Raw genomic sequence first — 18,954 nt, forward strand, 5'->3', positions numbered from 1 at the left:
CTAGACAGCCGGCTCGACGGAACGAGGCGCCCCTCGCCCGGAGACCGCGTCCAGCACCGTGCGCTCGAGCTCCGCGAGCGTCGCCTGTGCTCTCAGCACGACCCTCCGGACCTCCGGCGAACGACCGCGTGCGCCGCGGAGAAACGGGATCAGCTGCGCGGCGTCGGCCGTCGCCGAGTCCATGCTCACGCCTCTGTATCCGACGGCGGCGAAGTGCTCCCGGACCTTCGACGCCGGGCTCGGGGCAAGCTCCACCGGCACAGCTCCGCCCAGCGACGCGAGAATGAGCACGTGCAGCCGGTCGCTGACCGTGATCGCGGTCTGGCGGTAGAGGCTCCGGAGCTCTGCCTCGTGGTCGATGTCGCCGCGGTCGCCCCAGGGCAGGTGCACACCGCCCAGCGACTCCGCCAGCTCCCGCGCCCGGGCCTCGTCCTGGCGCACCTGCGGAACGCAGACGACGTCCAGCCCCGACTCGTCCGCGAAGGACCGGACCGCCCGCACCCACTGGTCGCCCGGCCATGGCCGGGGTCCTCGCATGCTGACTACGAGCTTGCCGCGGGCGACGTCGTCGTCCCAGTACGCCGGCTCGCTGAACGCGACGTCCGGGGCCAGCGCCCCGTGGCCCACGACATCGAGGCTTCGAGTGTTCCGCCACCACACGTGCTGCGAGATGCGGGACATCGCACGGTGGACCCAGACCGACGGCCCGAAGGCGCCGCGCGCGACCGCGCGCGGCGGCAGCACGACCGCCCCGCCCTTCACCCGCACCGTCGCCGCGAACACCAGGTAGGCGAACTGCCGCGCGAGCATGCGGGCGCTCAGGTCGAGCTCGCCGGGTTCGACCACCAGTGCCGGACGGCGCGATCGGACGAGCGCACCGAAGAACGAGCCGAGCTGGCGTGTGCTGTAGACACGGTCCGACGCGCGGACGCCGAGCCGCTCCAGCCACCGCTGCGGTGCGCTGCCGACGTAGACGTCGGCGGCCTCGGTCGCCGTCCGCACCCACGCGAAGACCCGCTCGCGGATCAGGGCGTCGCCGATGTTGGGATAGTCGCCAGTCATCATCGCGAAGACACGGGAACCTTCTGCCATCTCCAGGTCCTTCCTCAGCGAGCGAGCGCGCGTCGTGCGCGGCGGACGAGTCGCCATGCCTCACCCTTCAGCCGGCCACGAAGCCGTTGTGTGATGGGCCGGGACAGCCTGTCGTGCTTGCGCACCAACGGGCGCATGGGTTCGAGGTAGACGTTGAGGTCCCCGGCAGCCTTGGCGCGCTCGAAGAGCTCGAAACTCAGCTCCGAGAGCTTCCGGCGCTCCCTGACGAGCCGCACCCGACGCCGGGGCACGCGGTACCCGGGCGCCACCCGCTTGCGCGGCACCCACTTGCCGTCGGCCACGTCGTCGGCGAGCCGGACCGCCAGCCCGTCCCGCCGGTGCCGGAAGTTCCCCGCCTGTGCCTGGGCGAGCTCCTCGGTCGTGACGGGCTCGAGATGGACCTTCCCGTGCTCGGCACCGGACCACAGGATTCGCTCGGCGGCCTCGGTCCGCGTCACGACGACGTTCGTTCCCCGAGGGTCGGCCTCGTACCGCGGGATCCAGGCATCGCCGAAGACGACGTCCGCGGACTCGGCGTACACGTCGTCACAGAAGTTGCAGGCGTTGAGCTGGAACGACGCATGGCCCCACTGCCCGCCGACCAGACGTCCGGGCAGCTCGGTGGCGGGACGTGTCGAGCCGGCACCCCAGGCACCGAACCGGTAACGCTTCGCGCTCGCGCCCGGGTCCTTGATCCGGAAGTCCACCCGCTCGAGGTCGTCCGGTGCGATCCCCTCCTGCCACGCGAGCGACTCGGCGAACCCGGACGCCTTCATGTGGCCGCAGACGATCCCGACGAGACAGCCGAACTGCGCCGCGAGCACCTCGTCCTCGCGCATCAGCAACCGCATCGCCTGGACGAAGCACGGGACTCCGACGAGCGCGTACGTCTTTCCGTCGCCGCGCAGCTCGGCCACGACGGAGGCGAAGGTGGTCGAGTAGTAGGCCGACTTCCGGCTGTTCAGGAGCTCGTCCGGTGTCTCGGCCGTCCGGTACTCGAACAGGCGCGGGCCGCCCGACGTCGGGCCCACGTGCACCACCCGATCGACCTCGCCACGCTCCAGGAGCTGTGCGAGGAACCAGCTCGTCAGCCCCCCGGAGCTGCTCCGGTAGATGTCGTCCTCATCCGTGAGGCGGCCGGCGTAGGTGCCCCGATAGCGCCCGATCCGGGGGTCCCTGGGGAGCTCCTCCCCGAAGACCTCGCCACTGACTTGATCCTCGTCGGGAGACTCGTCGGCGAACGGGCAGGTACGCGCGGCAGCCGCGAGCGCGTCCCGGCCGACGCCGCTCGCGTCGGCCTCGTAGTACCCGTACCGGCCGATCTGGACCGAGATCGCGCCGCCGGTGCGGACCGAGCATGCGCCGCAGCCCACACACATCCGTCGGTCGATCACGTCGAGGATCGTCGGCTCCGGCGATGCGGCTCCGGCCGCGCTCTCCGCGCACCGCGCCGCGGCACTCGGTCCTCCGGTGGGCGCCATCACGTCTCCCGGCCGAGGACTGCCCGATAGGTGTCCCGGTGCAGACGCCCGACCTGGTCCCAGTCCCGGTTCCGGAGGTTCGGGGAGCCCGTCCGGCGCCCCGTCCGCGCCGAGGAGATCGCCTTCTCGATGTCGTCAGCGGTCAGCGGCCCGTCGAACAGATGCACCCATCCGGCGCCGACCTCCTGGTCCAGCGCCTCCGAGGACCCGCTGCGCGGCATCAGGACGGGCCGGTCCAACGAGAGCGCCAGGAGGGCCGCGCCGGAGTTGTGGAAGTTCGTGTACGCCAGGACCACGAGCTCGGCCGAGCGGATCTCCCGCACGAGGTCGTCGTCGCTCACGAACTCGAGCCGATGGCTGACCCGGTGGTCCGCCGCGGCCGCGGCCCGCACGGCGTCGGCGATGCTCTCGTCGAGGGCCTTGCCGACGATCCGGAGATCAAGCTCCTCGTCCGGAAGCTGGGCGAAGACGTCGAGCAGCCGCTCGATCCCCTTGTACGGGCGGATCCGCCCGAACTGGAGAAGACGCCCCCGGACCTGGCCCCAGCTCGGGTCGAGGTGGAACCGTCCCCGGAAGTGCCCGTGCGGGATCTCGACCGACCAGGTGCCCTCGGGCACCTTCGTCGCCGGGTTCAGGACGATGCGCAGCCTGGTCTGCCGGTCGATCGCCGCCAGGATCCGTCGCTCGCCCCTCGTACCCGACTCGTGCGGTTCCTCGTTGTGCACCGTGCGGACCAGAGGGATACCGCTCACGGAGAGCCTGACCAGCACCGCCCGCATGAGGAGGCGCTTGACCATCGTCCCCGGCGCGGTCCGATGCCGTACCAGCGACTCCGGCCAGTGGACATGGAAGATGTCGTACGTGCCGAGGAGCGCACGGCCCCACGAGAAGGACAGGACCTCGACCTCGGCGGGCACGGCGCCCTCGTAGATCTGGTCGACGTACCGCGTGTTGCCGCCGGTACGGTCTCCGGCGGTGTGGAGCACTCGCACCGCCTCAGGCACCGGTACCCGCCTGCGACGTTTGGCCTTCCTTGTGCACCGGGTGCACCGGGTCGAACGGGTGCCGCGCCGACCGGCGGCTCGAGCCCGCCTCGACGGGTGACCCGTCGGGGGCGACGTCATCAAGCTCAGGATCGGGCTTCGCAGGGCCAGGGCCGTCGTCGTCCGCGCCCGTCGCCGTCAGCCCGGACAGGCGACCGACGCCGTCCCGCACCACGTCGGCCAGGCCGCCGAGCACACCGCTGGCCCGCCAGCGGCGCGGGGCGTCCTCGCTGGTCCGGGCGGGCTCCTTGCCCTGCACCGAGTCCACCGGACCGTAGGCGTAGTACCCGCCGTACCCGTAGCCCGCGCGTTCGACGGCGGCGACCCGGTTCACCACCACTCCGAGCACTCGGGCTCCGACGGTATCAAGCGCGCCGAGCGCCTCGGTCAGCTGAGGGCGATGGGTGATCCCCGCCCCGACGACCACTACGGCGCCACCCGTCATCTTCGCCAGGATGGCGCCGTCGGTCACCGGCAGCAGCGGGGCCGTGTCGGCGATCACGACGTCGTACGCATCGGCCAGCTCGGCGAGCAGCGCCGCCATGCTCTGCGACCCCAGCAGCTCGCTCGGGTTCGGCGGAACCTGCCCGGACGGCAGGACGTGGAGATTCGACGTGCCCCAGGGCTGGATCGCGTCCTCGTGCCTCACGCGCCCGATCAGGACCGTCGTCAGGCCCACGGACCCCTCGAGCCCCAGGTACCCCGAGACGGACGGGCGCCTCAGGTCGGCGTCGATCAGCAGCACCCGAGAGCCCGCGTCGGCCAGCGTGATGGCCAGGTTGATGCTCGTCGTCGACTTGCCCTCTCCGGGCAAGGCCGAGGTGATCACGAAGACGCGTGGCCCGCCGCCGACCTCGAGGAACTGCAGGTTCGTGCGGAGTCTCCGGAACGCCTCGGCGCGCGGCGCATGCGGGCTCTCCTGGACGATGAGCGGATGCTCGGCGACGTCCTCGTCGAAGTTGATCACCCCGATCACCGACGCGTCGGTCAGCTTCTGGACGTCGCTCTGGGACCGGATCTTCGTGTCGAGCATCTCCCGCAGGAACGCGAGGCCCACCCCCAGGAAGGCACCCAGGAAGAGCCCGAGCGTGAGAACCACCGCCGTATTCGGTGACACCGGCCTCGATGGCACCGTAGCGTCGCGAACCGTACTGATCGTGACGGAGGCCGCTGTGTCACCCGCGGAACGCTCCAGCTCCGGGACGACGACCGCCAGGCTCTCCGCGATCCCGTCCGCTGTCCGCGCCGCGAGGTCGGGCGAGGAGTCGGCGACCGTTATCGTGATCAGGACCGTCTCCGCCGGCTGCTCCGCCTGCACCCGCCCCGCGAGCGAGGTGACGGAGTCGTCGAGCCCCAGGCTCTCGATCACGGGCTCGAGGACGCGCGGGCTGGTGATGAGCTCCGCGTACGACTTCACCTTACGGACCGTGAAGTTGTTGCCCTCGATCATCTCGTTGAGCGAGGTCCCACCGCCGACCGCCACATAGACCTGGGACGACGCGCGATACATCGGGGTCATTGTCAGGAGGATCACGACGGCGGCGATCACCGCGGCGACGACCGTGGCGACGACCGTCACCCACCGCTTCCGAAGTACGTTGAGGTATTCGTTCGCTTCCAAGAGTTTCCTCGTCGTCTCGAACTGAATGGCCTAGTTACGCGATATGCGCATTACGACCACACCAAGGCCTGTCGTCTGACCGAGGGTAGCCCGCACGCATTGACTGCGCGCCCGGGACGCATCAAACATTTCACGGTGAGCCGCCCGCCAGATGCGTCCGCACGAACAACCAACCACTTTGCATGAACTGCGCCGGATCCACGGTTATGGCCCTGGCCAGAAACCCGGCGGCCGATACCGGCGCCCCCGACACCTGCGCGTGCCTGGCCCGATACAAGAGTTCCTGGCATCGCACGCCCCGACGCGAAAGGCTGTGGTCAGGAATCCCGAGCCAAGCCCCGTAATACCTCCTGATCCTCTGCTTGCAGTCCAGGACACCACGCGCGGCCGTGGTTGATTTACCCCCGTACATCCGGTATTTGAGTGCCACCGCCGAATGCCGGACCAACATGCCCGCCAAGGAAAGCCTGATAAAGAGCTCGAAATCCTCCGCGTAACGCGTGTGCAGCTGCGGCGGAAGCCGCTCGCCCTCGGTGACCAGCACCGACCGCCGGATCACCGCACCCCCGGGCGGCCACGGGCCGAATCCCGACCTCATGATCACGTCCAGCGAGATCTCGCCGTACTTCGACGGCCATGGTCGTTCGGATCCGTCGGGCCAGACGCCGCGGACGTCGCCGCCGGCCGCGACGACGTCGGGCGCTTCGTCGAGAACCTTTATCGACTCGCGCACGCCGCCGGGCACGAGCTCGTCATCGGCGTCGAGCAGAACAACGTACGTGCCCGACGCCGCGCGCAACCCCGCCTGGCGTGCTGCCGATGCGCCGCTGTTCTGCTGAAACAGCACGCGCGCCCCGTGCCTGCGAGCGATCTCCGTCGTCGCATCCATTGATCCGTCGTCGACGACGATCACCTCGTCCGCGGCCGCGGCAAAGGCGCTGTCGACGGTCGCGCCCAGGGTCGCCGCCGCGTTGAACGCGGGGATCACCACCGACAGCCCGGGCTCAGGCATGGACCAGCTCCCCTCGGAACGTATGGCTGTCCGCGGGAAGCGCGGCCTGCGGTGCGGTGCGCCCGGCGCGCTGCAGCAGGTGCGTCGAGATGAACGGCGCAAGTGCGTACAACGCCATGAACGGAATGACCTCGATCGACTGGTAGACGAACGTCTCGAGCATTCCCCCGATCAGGCCCGCACGAAGCCACGAGTGCGATCTGTCCACGGCCCAGATCGACTGGCTCATGATGAGGTAGAACAGCACGACCCCGAGAACTCCGAAGCTCACGAGCTGCTGGAAGAAACCCGACTCGACGACTCCGGCGGAACCACCACCGAAGTTCTCCGTCACGTTCGTATACATGCCGGTCCAGCCCCCGATGACGAGCGGGGAGTCGGACCACAGCTCGGCGGCCTGGAACCACTTGGTCACGCGGCCCTCATTGCCCGCGGCGTCAACGCTCAGCGAGCCAAGAATCCGTTCCGCATAGACAGTTCCGCTGAATACGGCGGCTCCTGCGAGAAGCAGCCCTGATCCCCAGTAGACATACCGGATCCTGGTCGACAGGCGCCTTGCCGTGAACACATAGGCAACAAACCCGAGTGCCAGGATCATCGCCCCGGAACGGGAGAAGCTGACGACGATGGCGATGGCGAACAGCCCGGCCAGCACGGCGTAGACGGGACGCTTCCGCGAGCTCCAGAACTCCATGAATACGAATACGAGCATCGCGATGAACAACGGATAGTGCAGATAGTTGCCGGTCATCGACGACGGGCGCACGAGGCCACCCATGCTCGCGAGGTCGCTGCCGGGAAAGGTGTCGAGAAGGAGCTGGCCCTGCTGCAGGAAACCCACGGTGACGGAGGCGATCCCGGCGAGCCCCAGCCAGAACGCGACGGGCACGTCGCCCGCGTCCTCCGCCTCGCGCGAGCTGAGGACCAGGATGGTCACGGCGAAGAAGGCCATGACCCCGACGTAGATCCACCCCGCCGCGCTCGCCTTGACGACCGTCACGTAGGCGGCCGACACCATAGCGACCAACAGGAACAGATAGACCGTCCAGACGCGCCGTGCCTGGCCCGGACGATTTGTGCCACGCGCCATCAGGAGAGCCACCACGAAGGCCAGCATCGCGAGCGCCTGCCCCACGTAGGCGACCTGCTTGCCGAGCGACGTCTCCAGCACTCCGCGGGTGCAGGCAGCCACTACGCACACCGCGAACGTGACGGTGAGCAGGGCCTTACGCACGGCCGGCCCGCGCTCTCATCGGACGCACGGCGTCGATCTGGTTCACCACCCGGGCCCGTTCTCCCACGGGTACCAGGCAGTGCGGATGCTTCCGGTAGAACCGCCGGGCCGAGGAGAGCTCGAGCTTCCATGCCTGCGCCGAGAACCCCCGTCCGGTCTCCCGGCCCCAGCCGTGCCGCCAGCGCACGTCGCCGTCCACCCGGACGCTCATCCCGTGCTCCCAGGCCCGCAGCCCGAGGTCCGCGTCCTCGTAGTAGACGAAGAAGCCGGGGTCCCAGCCGCCGAGCGTCTCGAAGTCGGCACGCGTGATCGCCAGCGCGGCACCCATCACCCAGACCACCTGGATCAGCTCGCCGGGACCCGCGAAGCGCAGGTACCGGTCGTCGCGCAGACGCATCAGGTGCCTGAGCTTGCGTGTCGGGTACGGCGTGCCCCGTCCGTTCTCCTGGGGCGATCCGTCGGCGTTCACCAGCTGGGGAGCCACGATCCCACCGTGCCGCCGCACCTGGTCGGCGAGGGTCGCGATCCCGTCGGGCGTGACTGTGACGTCGGGGTTGCAGAAGATCAGCACCTCGGAGTCGGTCACCGACGCTCCCACGTTGTTCGCCGCGGAGAACCCTCGGTTCGAGCCGAGCGCGACGACCTCCCCGCCGAGCCGGCGCGCGACCTCCCTCGAGTCGTCCGACGAGCCGTTGTCGACCACCGTCCATCGGTACGGCACGAACTGCTGGCCGGCCCAGAACCGCTCGAGGGCACGTGCGCTGTTGTACGAGACGGTGATCAGGCTGACCTCGTCAGAGGACGTCACGGGTTTCTCTCCTTGTCGGGCCCTGGCGTCAGGGCTTGTTCTTGGTCGGGGTCTCGGGGCCAGTCAGTCTCGGGGCCGGGTCAATAGGACCCGCTGGGAAAGAGCACCTCGCGTGTGGTCCGCAGGATGATTCCGATGTCACCCAGCAGGCTCCAGTTCTCGACGTAGTAGAGATCCAGACGCTTGCTCTGATCGATCGACAGGTCGTTGCGGCCGCTCACCTGCCACAGCCCGGTCAGGCCGGGCTTGACGAACAGACGACGCCGCAGCGCGGCGTCGTACTGCGCGACCTCGAGCGCCACCTGGGGGCGTGGGCCCACCAGGCTCATGTCGCCCTTGATCACGTTGAGCAGCTGCGGGAACTCGTCGAGCGAGTACTTGCGCAGGAACCGGCCCAGCCGGGTGACCCGGGGGTCCGCCTTCGGCTTGTAGAACACGCCGACGTCGCCGTCGAGCATCTCGGCGAGCTCCGCCTCGGCGTCCTGCCGCATCGACCGGAGCTTGAGGAGGGTGAACGGCTTGCCGTTCTGGCCGATCCGCTGCTGCGTGAACATCGCGGGGCCTGGGCTCGTCAGACGGACCAGACAGGCGAGGACGAGCATCGGCACGCTGACGGCCAGCAGGATCAGCGTGGCGACGACCACGTCGAAGATCCGCTTGATCGCATGCTGCGCGCCCGTGTAACCAGGAGGCGAGACCTGTACCACCGGCAGGCCATCGACCGGGGTGATCATCAGGCGAGGGCTCGCGACGTCAGCCAGTGCCGGCACCACCACGAGCTCAGCGCCCGTGGGCTCCAGGTCCCAGGCGAGCTGTTTGAGCGCCTGCGGCGTCGCCCCGTCGGACGCGGTGACCGCCACCGCATCGACGTCGTGCGCCCGCGCTGCCGCCGCGGCGTCCTCGATCCGGCCGAGCACCGGAACGCCGTCCACCGGCGAGGCGATGGAGCTGCCGCCGGGAAGACACAGCCCGATCACCTGGAACCCAGCCTGGTGGGTGCGGTCCGCCCGGCGGCACAGGTCGATGACGGCGTCGCGCGCGCCGACCACGAGGGTGCGCCGCTGAAAGTCGCCCCGTGCCCGCTCGCGGTGCAGCTTGCTCGCGAGCAGCCACCGGCCGCCCACCACGAGCGCGATCCCGATCGGCAGGGTCACGGCCACGTACGACCGCGCCAGGTCGAACTTGACGAGGTAGCAGACGATCGCGGTGAGCCCGAAGAGTGCGGCCGTCGCGCGCACCACCCGGAGGTACTCCTCACGGCCTGAGCCGAGCAGCCGCGGGCCACGTGAGCCGACGAGTCCGAGCGCGAGCACCCATGCCTCGGCGAGCAGGACCGAGATGAGGACGTACTGTCCTCCGCGCGGCTCGAAGAGGTCCACCTCGATGCTCCGGTCGAACCGGAGCACGTACCCGAACGCGACCGCCGCCATGACGGCGGCGATGTCCACGAAGAGCGCCCGTCGGACGATGACGTCCTGCCAGGGCGCCGCCGGTCCCCGGCGCAGGGACGGGGCTGCCATGGAGACCGTGCGGTGGGGTGCTTCGCCGGTCAGCTGCTCCTCGAGCTCTGCGGCCCGGCTGTCGACGTCGGCGGGGAGACGGTTGTCGATGGTCAAGATCCACTCCTGGACGTGGGCATCCGAGACTGTCCATCCATGGATGGATGAAGGCCCACGCGCTGCACCTCACCCAGATGAGGTGCAGCGCGTGGGTCGATCAGGAGGCCGCCTGGGGGGCGGTCCCGAACAGATCAGCTGCGGCGAGCCCGGACACGGGTCGCCGCGATCGCGCCCAGGCCGAGGAGCAGCAGCCCGCCGGCGGCCGCGAGATACGGCAGGCTCGACGAGCCGGTCGCAGCGAGGCCCCCGTCGTCGTCTCCGGTACCCGCCGCGACGGCGGTGATCGTGTAGACCTCGGACAGCGGCTCGCCGTCCGCGTCGAGGACCTGGACGGTGTAGTCGCCGGCCGCGGAGACGGTGGCGGTGCTGGACACGGTGCCGTCAGCGTCGAGCGTCAGCTCCTCGGAGTCGGCACCGGCCACTTCAACGGCCTCGTCGGCCGCAGCGGCTTGACCCGCGAAGGCAATCTGGACAGTGATGGTCGCACCCGCAAGATCCGGGCACGTGACGGTGAAGTCGAAGGGGTCGCCCACCGTCACGGTCAGCGTCTCGAAGGTGATGACGCACGGAAGCTCGCCCGGCCCGTAGTCATCATCTGCGGCCGCGACCGACGCCGGAACCAGCACGGCGGCTGCGGTGATGGCGATGGCGCTGATGAGGCGTCGAAGCATGCTCAGTCCTTGATGTTGTGGCGTTGTTGCTGCACGTATCGGTGCCTTGGCACCGGACCCCGCGACCCTGCATATCCAGCGCGAGACGCGCGTTCCTCAGTCGATTTCATCAGCCGGATCCGTCATTCTTCGATCGACACCTTGACTGGCCTCGGGCCAGGAGTTGTCCGGAGAATAACGTCCCCATCCTGATGCTTCCCGGTGATAATTACATACGTCACAGAAGATGTCGCGCCCGGACGCAGCGTGATATCTCGGAATGACAGCCAAAGTTCGTCATGTTTCTGTGGCGATAGCCCGATTTGTTCTGAATTCTCGGATCCGGATGCGAAGCCGCCTCCGGCCGGTGCGTAGACCAGCGCCCGCAACCGGATCTCGCCGGGCCGGCTCTCCTCGGGCCCCACGATGTACGGCGACAGCTCAGGCACCTCACCAGCATCGACGCGCGACGTGTAGGTGACGGTCACGGCCAGCTCGCGCGAACCGTCCGGCCGTGTCTCGCGCTCCTGAAGGTCCACTGCGGTGTCGACGTAGTAGGCGATCTTGGCCATCTGAATACCCTGGGTGAAAACGCCGACCACCGGGCGGTCGGCGTTCACGCCGCGGAGCGCGCCGTCGAGCACCGTGCCCTCCAGCAGGCCCGCCTCGGCGGGCTCTCTGGACCACACGAGCAGCCGGCCCTCGCGGGCCGCCGCGACAAGGGCGTCGACCCTCGCCGCGGGATCGCCCGCCCCCGCGGACAGGGTCGCGAACGCCTGCCGGGCGGTCTCCTCGAAGATCGCGTCCTGCGCCTCGGGCGTCTGCGTCTTGTAGACCCCGTTGAGCAGGTAGGCCACGAGGTCGTCGCCCTCGAGCGTGCCGCCCGGCCCGGTGTCGACCTCGCCCAGCAGCCCGGCCAGCACGACGGGGTCCGCCGTGAGCACGCCGTCCACGGCCTGCCCGGTCTCCCGGCGCCACATCTCGCGCGCGATCCTGGCCGCCCTCGGGAAGTCCGGCGTCGACGTCACGTTCTGCATCCACCGGCCCAGGTCCTTGCCCCCGAAGATCTGCCGTTCCTCCGTGGTCAGCGGGACCACCGGCTTGTCGAACGGTCCTACCTGCGACCCCGGAAGCTGGCCGGTCAGCTCGATCTCACCGTCCTCGGCGTGGAGCACCAGCACCGTCCCCGCGATGCCGCCGAGGGACCGTGGCTCCGCGTTGTTCTGCACCAGCACCAGGTAGTCCCGCGGCCCGTCGGTGCCGAGCATCGGCGGGATGAGCTGCGCGGCGCGGGCCGCCGTAGCGGTCGACGCCCTCAGGCCGACGAGCTGTTCCTCCAGGTCAGCGACGGCTTCGGACACCTGCGGCAGCATCGGCGAGCCGCCGGTGCGCTGCACGCCCTGCAGCGCGTACCCGACGGCCTGGTCGGCCAGCTTCACGTCGGGCGCCACCTTCTCCAGGGGCGCGAGGTCGACACGCCCGCCCGTCGGCGAGAGCGTTGCGGGGTCCACCACCTCGACGACGTCGGCGAGCTGCGGCAGCGGCCCCTGGGCCAGCTCGTCGACCGTTGCGGCCATGGCGGCAACGGCCTCGACCGTCGGGCCGACGCCGGGCAGCCTGCCCACCAGCGACCAGTGGAGGCCGCCGGTGGCGTCCCGGGCGTTCGCCGCATGTTCCTGCACGTCGGCCACCGTGCTGTCGAGCTGCTCCGTGCGGCCGGCGACGGCGTCGGCCTGCAGGGTGGCGACGCCGCGCGCCGCCTGCTCCAGCGAGCTCCGCGCCCGCACGGCGTCCAGCGCCACCCACGCGACGAGCAGGCCGAGGACCACCAGGAGCCCTACTGCGCCGAGCGCCGCGATCCGTAGGTTCCGACGGCGGCGGCGCGTCCAGAACGGCGGCCTGGGCTGCGGCGGTTTCCTCCACGGCGGCGGCGTCGGTCGCTCCCACGTGATCGCCGCCGAGCCGCCGGCACCGGGCCCGTCCGGGCCGGGCGGCCCGACTCTCCGGAGCGGAAGGACCTTGGCGCCACGTCCGGCGCCCGTACCTGTTCTCGTGCTCTCAGAGGGGCCTTTGGCAAGCGGGATCACCGGCACGCTCGCCCACTTCTCGCCCCATCCAGGATGTGTCACCAGACCTCCTGAAGGCTGTTTCCGCGCGGTAGCCGTCACGTTACCTGCGACATGCCTGGCGGGCGCGTCGGAATTCACCACTTTGCATTTATCAGGCCTATTTTCCATGCATTTCTATGATGACGACCGGATGGCGCTGAATAGAGCCAAAGTAATGGACCGCTAGAATGGCATCAGACTTTGCCGCAGATCCCGAGAGAGGCATCTTCATGACCCTTACGGTGCTCGCCGTCTGCACGGGCAACATCTGCCGCTCCCCCGCCGTCGAGACGCTCCTGCGCGGCGTCCTCGACACCTCCGTCGTCGTCGGCAGCGCCGGGACGAACGCAATGGTCGGTCACCCGATCGCCGAACCCATGGCCGAGCTCCTGACTGCCGGCGGGTTCCCGCCGGTCGGCTTCGCCGCGCGGCAGCTCACCACCGACCTCATCGAACAGGCCGACCTGATCCTCGCCCTGACCCCCCAGCACCGCGCCGACGTCCTCGAGTACGTGCCGTCAGCCGTGCGCCGCACCGTCACCGTCGGTGAGCTGGGCCGGCTGTCGAGCACCCTGATACCGGGCGCCGTCGTCGGGCAGGACGACGCCGCCCGGCTCGCCGCTCTCCTGCCCGCCGCCCTCCAGGAGCGGCCGCGGCACGTCGGCCGCCACCACGACGACGGCGTCGTGGACCCCTACGGACACTCCGCCGCCACCTACCGACGCTCCTACGACCAGATCCTCGACGCACTGACCCCGGTGATGGCCGCGCTGCGCGCGTGATCCGGTCCGGCGGAATTCACCCGGGGCACGGCCTGTGACAACGGGCTTGACGACCTCTTGTCCGTACACTGGCCAGGTGCCAACGATCCGCTCCCTGCTGGCCCACCCCGAGGAGCGTCGGCCCAGCCCGCCGGCCCCGCGCGCCGACCTCTACCGGGTCTTCGGCGCGGGTGTCGGCCTGTTCGCGATCGGGCTGATCGTTGCGCTGATCCTGCTCCTCACCGGTCACGGCAGCGTCGAGTCCGTCGCGATCTGCGGCACGGGGATCGTGCTCGGCGGACTCGGTCTGCTCTGGGCCCGCCGCCAGAAGCGACGGCAACAGCAGCCACCGGCGTAGCGGCTGGGCGCCCGGCGCTCCGTTCCTGGTGTGCTCCGTTCCTGACCCAGTTCTCTGCCGCACCCAGTTCCTGCCGCACTCAGTTCCTGCCGCACTCAGTTCCCTGGCGCACCCAGTTCCTGGCGCAGTCGGTTCCTGGCGCACTCGGTTCCTGGCGCACTCGGTTCCTGGCGCACTCGGTTCCTGGCGCACTCGGTTCCTGGCGCGCTCAGCCCCAGGCACGCTCAGCCCCAGGCGCGCTCCGCGCTCAGCTCTACCGCACGTGCCGGGTCGCGCAGCGCCGCCTCCAGGAGGAGTGCGTCCGCCCCCGTGAGCTCGGCCAGCGCTCGGGCAAGGCCCTCGGGCGAGACGGCGTGCGCGACAGCGCGCCGGTCCGCGCTCGTTGTGCCCGCACCCGTTGTGCCCGCGCCCGTCGTGTCCCCGCCCGTCACGGCCCCGCCCGTCACGTCCGCCGACACCCACCAGGCAACGGGCTTGCCCTCCACAGTCAGCGTGTCGTGGCGGTGCCAGGTCGCCGGCGCGCCCGGCACGAGGGCCCGGACCCGCGGGTCGAGCTCGACCAGCTCGCCGGGGTCGTCGGGGGTGATGTCCGAGTCGCCCTCGAACGGGAGGTCCAGCAGGTCGGCGAGCGCCTCGGCGACGTCGGCCGGTGCGGGGACCACCGGGCCGAGCTGGGCCCACTGCGGCGAGGCGGCGACCGCGAGGTCGTCCGTGCTCTCCACCGTGATGCCGGCGGGGCCAAGCGCGGGCAGCCTGGCCGGCGCGAAGGCGCGCGAGTCGTCGGCACGCGACTCGGCGGCACGCGAGTCGTCGGCGCGGGCGAGCGCGGCCAGACCCGACCAGACGGCCCGGGCGACATCGACGGACAGCCGCGCAGGCTTCTCCCCGTCCGCCCCGGGCAGGCGCTCCAGGACCGCCGGCCAGTCGTGTCCGGGCAGGTCAGCAAGGTTGTGCAGGCCACCGAGCGCGGTCAGGAGGTCCGCGCCGAGGCCGGCGGTCTCCGGCGGGGCCGTCGGCAGCAGCGGCGTTTCCACGAGGGCGAACGGCCCGCCGAGACGCCGCCGCAGGAACCACGCCGTGTACGACGCCGCCTCCCGGCCTGGGGCGTCCGGCGAGCGCACGGGTGTCAGGAGCGCGCGGCGCAGGTCGGGCTCGGCGGAGATGCGGGCGAGCGCCGCGGCAAGCGGGCTCCGCTCGGGATCGGCGTCTGCCGTGTCCCGCAGCGCGTCGAGGTCGGGGACCGCCTCCGCGTCCCCGATCCATGCGCCGGGGCCGAGCTCGTCCGCGAGAAATTCGAGGTACTCGTCCCAGTCGGAGAGCCAGCCGGCGGGGTCGTCGGGACCGTAGTCGGCGTCCTCCGTATCGTCCGCGTCGGGCGTCACGACGTCGACGACGTGGTAGACGCCCAGCTCGGCGCGCGCCCCGGCAGCACCGAGGGTCTCGTCGCCCCAGCGTTCGACGACGCCGTCGCGCACCGCGGCGAGGTCCAGGTTCCGCGCCGCCCAGGTACCGGGCAGCGCCGCCTCGCGCAGCGGGACGACGCCGTCGTCCGCCACGACGGGAAGCTCCCCCAGCCAGAAGGGGAGGCCCTCCGGGCCGACGTCGGCGATCGCGAGCTGAACCAGCTCGAGCACTGCCGAGACGGTCTCGGCGGGCGTCGGATCGTCGGGTGCCCACGACTCGCCGGGCGTCGGATCGTCGGGTGCCCACGACTCGCCGGGCGCCGCACCAGCCGATGGCCCTGCCGGCAGGGCAGCGCCGAGGCGGTCGGCATCGCCGTCGTCCAGCACGTCCTCGGCGGCGGCGAGCGCAGCGGACCGGACCGCGGCGTCCGCGAGCAGCCCGCGCGGCGTGGTGGACGCGGCGCCCGCCCGCTCCAGGACGGGATGGGCGGCGTCCGGGTGCACCACGCGGACCCCGAGCGCGCGGGTGATGCCGGCGAGGTGCGGGGCGTCGAGCAGCACGGTCCCGCGGGCGCCGCGGGTCACGCGGCCGTCGGCGAGCGGGAGCGGCGCCCCGGCGACGGCCTCGAGCACCGCGGGCTCTCCGGCGTGCGCCGCGAGGGCGGCGAGCGCCGCGTGGACGACACGCGGCTCGGGCGGGAGCACCTCGACCAGGTCGGCGAGGTCGAGGGAGTCGGCCCCGAGCGAGCGCACCAGGGCCTGGTATCGCACGGGGACGGTGACCAGCGGCCGCGGGGCGCCGGCGGCGAGCGCACGGGCGAGCGTCGGGTCCTCGCCGAGCGGCCCCGCGAGGAAGGCCGCGTCCCGGGGCGCGATCCGCGGCGCCGCGCCGGGCCGGTCCTCGACTGCCGCGCGGGGCCCGTCCTCGGCCGCCGCGCCGGGCCGGTCCTCGGCAGCCACGCCGAGCCCGTCCTCTCCCGTCGCGCCGGGCCCGACCTCGGCCGCGGCACCCGGCGGCTGATCCGGCGCGCTCGGCGACAGGAGCGGGGTGTCGCGCAGGGCAGCGGTGGCGGACGCGCGGATCGCGGCGTCGACGTCGCCCGCCGGGAGCCCGGTCGGCACCAGGCCGAGGACGTCGCGCTCCGCGGCGGGCTCCCCGGAGAACGCATCCTGCCCCTTGGGTCGAGCGCCGAGCTCGCCCAGGAATGCGGCATAGGCGCGGCCCGCCTCGGCAGCCACCCGGTCCGACGTCGGCCCCGGCAGCACGCCCCGCCGCCCCGGATCTACGGGGAACGACGCGATGAGCAGCGCGGGGAACGTGAGCCGCACGTCGGTGGGTGTCGGCGCGTGCAGCACCGGGCTCGCCGCCGCGCGGCTCCCTGCCGTGCGGTCTCCCGCCGAGTGGCCTTCCGTCGAGCGGCCCTCCGTCGAGCGGCCCTCCGTCAAGCGGCCCTCCGTCAAGCGGCCCTCCGCCGAGCGGATCCCCGCCGTGGGCAGCGCCCAGAGCACCGACCAGTCCGGACGGCGCGCCTCGGACGGCAGCGAATCGTCCGGTCCCAGCGCCCCGGACGCCCGGTACACGCACCACCGCGATCCCACGTCGCGCAGCACGCGCGAGTTCGCCGACGGCGCCATGCCGCCGGGTTCAGAACCCGGCTGACCTGCGAAGTCATCCTCGATCACTACTTCGTCGAGCGCTGGCAGCGCGAGCAGGAGGGCGTCGTCGACGGCGGCGAGCTGGGCCCGGACGGCGGCCACCGCATCGGCGTCGCGCAGCAGGAGCTCGACCACGGTGTCCGGCTCGTCCGGCGCGGTTCCAGGTGCGGGGAACGGGAGGCGCAGCACGGGCAGCGCGGCGCCACGCGCCTCAGCAGCGGCTCTGAGGTCGGTCGGTTGCCGGGCGGCCGAGGTGAGGTCGGTCGGTTGCCCGGCAATCGAGGCGAGATCGGTCGGTTGCCCGGCAATCGAGGCGAGATCGGTCGGTTGCCCGGCAATCGAGGCGAGGTCGGTCGGTTGCATCGAGATCGGTCCGTTAATGGACCGATCTCGATGCAACTGACCGATCTCGCTCTCGGCAGGTGACAACGGACCGAACTCGGCGCCGTCCGGCCCCAGCCCGAGCTCCGAGCGGGTCGCGGCGAGCGAGAACCGCACGCCACCGTCTCGGGACCGGACGACCACCTCGTCCGATACGGACCGCACAGCAGCGAACCCGACCCCGAACCGTCCGACCTGGTGTACGGGACCGCCATCGCCGGACCCGCGGTCGCTATACCCGCAGTCGCCGAACCCGCCATCGCCATACCCGCCGGACCCGCGGTCGCCGGACCCGCCGACACCGGACCCGTCCGGGCCACCCGGCCCACCGGGCCCACCCGGCCCACCCGGCCCACCCGCGCCACGGGACTCCCCGACCTTCGCGGAGGCGCGCAGGGAGGCCAGCGAGGCGACGCCGTCGGTGTCGAGCGGTGCGCCGGTGTTGGAGGCGACGAGCCACCAACCGCCGCTAGACCTGTCGCCGCCAGACCCGCGGTCGCCGTCAGACGTGTCGCCGTCAGACGTGTCGCCGCCGGACCTGTCGCCGTCGGACCTGCCGCCACCAGACCCGCCGCCACCAGACCCGCGGTCGCCGTCGGACCTGTCGCCATCGGCCCCGTCGCCGCCAGACCCGCGATCGCCATCGGCCCCGTCGCCGCCAGGACCGCGCACCTCCAGACGGAGAGTCAGCCGCCCCGGCACCCCGGCGCGCGCGGCGGCGTCGGCCGCGTTCTGCGCGAGCTCCACCACCACCCGGTCGCGGTAGTAGCCGCGCGCATGGTCCTCCTCGGAGTTCGCGTCCTCGCGAAAGCGGGTCGGCGATGCGAGCCACGCCTCGGTCACCGCGCGCCGCAGCGCACCCGTGCCGAAGGGGTCGTGGGTCACGCGGGGGATTCGCCACCCGCGGGCACCTCGTCCGCCTCGGACACCGCCTCGACCTCGTTCTCGTCGATCAGCGGCGCGGGCGCCGGCCAGTCGGTCGCGTGCGCCTCGACGTCGGTCTCCGAGTGGGCGCCGCAGCCGTGGTCGAGGGAGACCACCTTGCCGTCGTCGGGCGACCACTCGTTGGCGCACACCCCGAAGAGCTGGCCCATCGGGCCGGACAGCGGGATGAGGAACGCGCAGGCCATGCACTCGGCGGCCGCCGCGACGGCCCCGGCGGACGTCGGCCCGCGCGAGCCGCGGTACCAGCGCTCGGCGGCCTCGTCGCGGCCCTGCGGGGACAGGACGCGGGCACGGGCGAGCGCGAGCTCGTCGATCGCCACCTCGTCGACCTCTGGGTCACCCGTCGAGGTGTACCCGGGCTCGAGCCGCGGGTCGTCGGCGCGGAACGGCAGCACGTCGCCCGGGCCGACGTCGCCCGGGCGCAGCCGCTCGGACCACGGGAGCCAGGCCGGGGCGAGGACCGCATCGGAGCCGGGCAGCAGCTCGACCTCGCTGATCGTGGCGGTCCGGCCGCGCGGCACGCGCGTCACCGTGACCGTCCAGTGCCAGCCGCGGTACCCCCGCATGGTCGCCGCGAAGCGGTGCGAGACCACCCGCTCGTCCTCGAAGAGGGTGCCGAGGTGCTCCCCGACGTCGTCCGGTCGCTCAGCCACCTCCTGCGCGGCGGCGCGCGCGAGCTCGGCCGCACCGTTCAGCACGGCGTCTCGGCTCGAGCGTGCGGCGACCCGCCGGGTGGGCGTTCGTGTGGCGGGCGCGGTGATCGTCACCATGTTCCTCGGGAC

14 protein-coding genes are annotated in these 18,954 nt (G+C 71.6%); 2 read left to right on the top strand and 12 right to left on the bottom strand.

The features are described from left to right. From C8K30_RS12740 to C8K30_RS12785, 10 genes are all read right to left on the bottom strand, one after another. Positions 1–1,092, bottom strand: coding sequence for a polysaccharide pyruvyl transferase family protein (locus C8K30_RS12740; protein WP_158281004.1), 1,092 nt, complete (start codon positions 1,090–1,092; stop codon positions 1–3). 14 nt (positions 1,093–1,106) lie between these two features. Continuing rightward, a complete protein-coding gene (locus tag C8K30_RS12745) occupies positions 1,107–2,573 on the bottom strand; it encodes a Coenzyme F420 hydrogenase/dehydrogenase, beta subunit C-terminal domain (RefSeq protein WP_108493281.1) in 1,467 nt (488 codons plus the stop codon). Further along, positions 2,573–3,559, bottom strand: a complete 987-nt coding sequence (locus C8K30_RS12750) for a glycosyltransferase (protein ID WP_158281005.1) — start codon at positions 3,557–3,559, stop codon at positions 2,573–2,575. The genes C8K30_RS12745 and C8K30_RS12750 overlap by 1 nt, the downstream gene beginning before the upstream one ends. Before the next feature lie 10 nt (positions 3,560–3,569). After that, the gene (locus tag C8K30_RS12755; RefSeq protein WP_108493283.1) at positions 3,570–5,237 is read right to left on the bottom strand and encodes a polysaccharide biosynthesis tyrosine autokinase; all 1,668 of its coding nucleotides are present in this window, start codon (positions 5,235–5,237) and stop codon (positions 3,570–3,572) included. A 130-nt stretch (positions 5,238–5,367) separates the two neighbouring features. Further along, positions 5,368–6,249: a glycosyltransferase family 2 protein gene (locus tag C8K30_RS12760; RefSeq protein ID WP_108493284.1), complete on the bottom strand. Its 882-nt coding sequence runs from the start codon at positions 6,247–6,249 to the stop codon at positions 5,368–5,370. Next, positions 6,242–7,483 carry an O-antigen ligase gene (locus tag C8K30_RS12765; RefSeq protein ID WP_108493285.1) on the bottom strand — a complete coding sequence of 414 codons (1,242 nt, stop codon included), beginning with the start codon at positions 7,481–7,483 and terminating at the stop codon, positions 6,242–6,244. The genes C8K30_RS12760 and C8K30_RS12765 overlap by 8 nt, the downstream gene beginning before the upstream one ends. Then, entirely contained in the window at positions 7,476–8,291 is an 816-nt protein-coding gene (locus C8K30_RS12770; protein ID WP_158281006.1) for a glycosyltransferase family 2 protein, read from the bottom strand. The genes C8K30_RS12765 and C8K30_RS12770 overlap by 8 nt, the downstream gene beginning before the upstream one ends. Before the next feature lie 80 nt (positions 8,292–8,371). Then, on the bottom strand, positions 8,372–9,907 hold the full coding sequence (locus C8K30_RS12775; RefSeq protein ID WP_108493287.1) for a sugar transferase: 1,536 nt from the start codon (positions 9,905–9,907) through the stop codon (positions 8,372–8,374). Between the two features lie 134 nt (positions 9,908–10,041). Further along, positions 10,042–10,581 carry a hypothetical protein gene (locus tag C8K30_RS12780; protein WP_108493288.1) on the bottom strand — a complete coding sequence of 180 codons (540 nt, stop codon included), beginning with the start codon at positions 10,579–10,581 and terminating at the stop codon, positions 10,042–10,044. A 122-nt stretch (positions 10,582–10,703) separates the two neighbouring features. Next, entirely contained in the window at positions 10,704–12,689 is a 1,986-nt protein-coding gene (locus C8K30_RS12785) for a DUF4012 domain-containing protein (protein WP_146197462.1), read from the bottom strand. Positions 12,690–12,898: 209 nt separating this feature from the next. On the opposite strand from C8K30_RS12785, the gene C8K30_RS12790 reads away from it, so the two are divergent. Beyond that, positions 12,899–13,450, top strand: coding sequence for a low molecular weight phosphatase family protein (locus tag C8K30_RS12790; protein WP_108493290.1), 552 nt, complete (start codon positions 12,899–12,901; stop codon positions 13,448–13,450). A 76-nt stretch (positions 13,451–13,526) separates the two neighbouring features. Further along, entirely contained in the window at positions 13,527–13,787 is a 261-nt protein-coding gene (locus tag C8K30_RS12795; RefSeq protein ID WP_233257161.1) for a DUF2530 domain-containing protein, read from the top strand. Positions 13,788–14,011: 224 nt separating this feature from the next. Here the strand turns inward: C8K30_RS12795 and C8K30_RS30960 are convergent, their stop codons facing one another. Together C8K30_RS30960 and C8K30_RS12805 are read right to left on the bottom strand one after the other, a co-directional pair. Beyond that, positions 14,012–18,112: a hypothetical protein gene (locus C8K30_RS30960; RefSeq protein WP_199230466.1), complete on the bottom strand. Its 4,101-nt coding sequence runs from the start codon at positions 18,110–18,112 to the stop codon at positions 14,012–14,014. Next, positions 18,109–18,942 carry a DUF3027 domain-containing protein gene (locus C8K30_RS12805; protein ID WP_108493291.1) on the bottom strand — a complete coding sequence of 278 codons (834 nt, stop codon included), beginning with the start codon at positions 18,940–18,942 and terminating at the stop codon, positions 18,109–18,111. Before C8K30_RS12805 ends, C8K30_RS30960 begins: the two co-directional genes overlap by 4 nt. Positions 18,943–18,954: the final 12 nt, after the last annotated feature.

The sequence above is a fragment of the Promicromonospora sp. AC04 genome (genome assembly GCF_003058225.1).
In the GTDB taxonomy this organism is placed as follows: domain Bacteria; phylum Actinomycetota; class Actinomycetes; order Actinomycetales; family Cellulomonadaceae; genus Promicromonospora.

Excerpts from the sequence above, each read along its gene's own strand:
- C8K30_RS12740 (WP_158281004.1), bottom strand. The coding sequence starts at position 1,092 with ATGGCAGAAGGTTCCCGTGTCTTCGCGATGATGACTGGCGACTATCCC.
- C8K30_RS12745 (WP_108493281.1), bottom strand. The coding sequence starts at position 2,573 with ATGGCGCCCACCGGAGGACCGAGTGCCGCGGCGCGGTGCGCGGAGAGC.
- C8K30_RS12760 (WP_108493284.1), bottom strand. The coding sequence starts at position 6,249 with ATGCCTGAGCCCGGGCTGTCGGTGGTGATCCCCGCGTTCAACGCGGCG.
- C8K30_RS12780 (WP_108493288.1), bottom strand. The coding sequence starts at position 10,581 with ATGCTTCGACGCCTCATCAGCGCCATCGCCATCACCGCAGCCGCCGTG.
- C8K30_RS12790 (WP_108493290.1), top strand. The coding sequence starts at position 12,899 with ATGACCCTTACGGTGCTCGCCGTCTGCACGGGCAACATCTGCCGCTCC.
- C8K30_RS12805 (WP_108493291.1), bottom strand. The coding sequence starts at position 18,942 with ATGGTGACGATCACCGCGCCCGCCACACGAACGCCCACCCGGCGGGTC.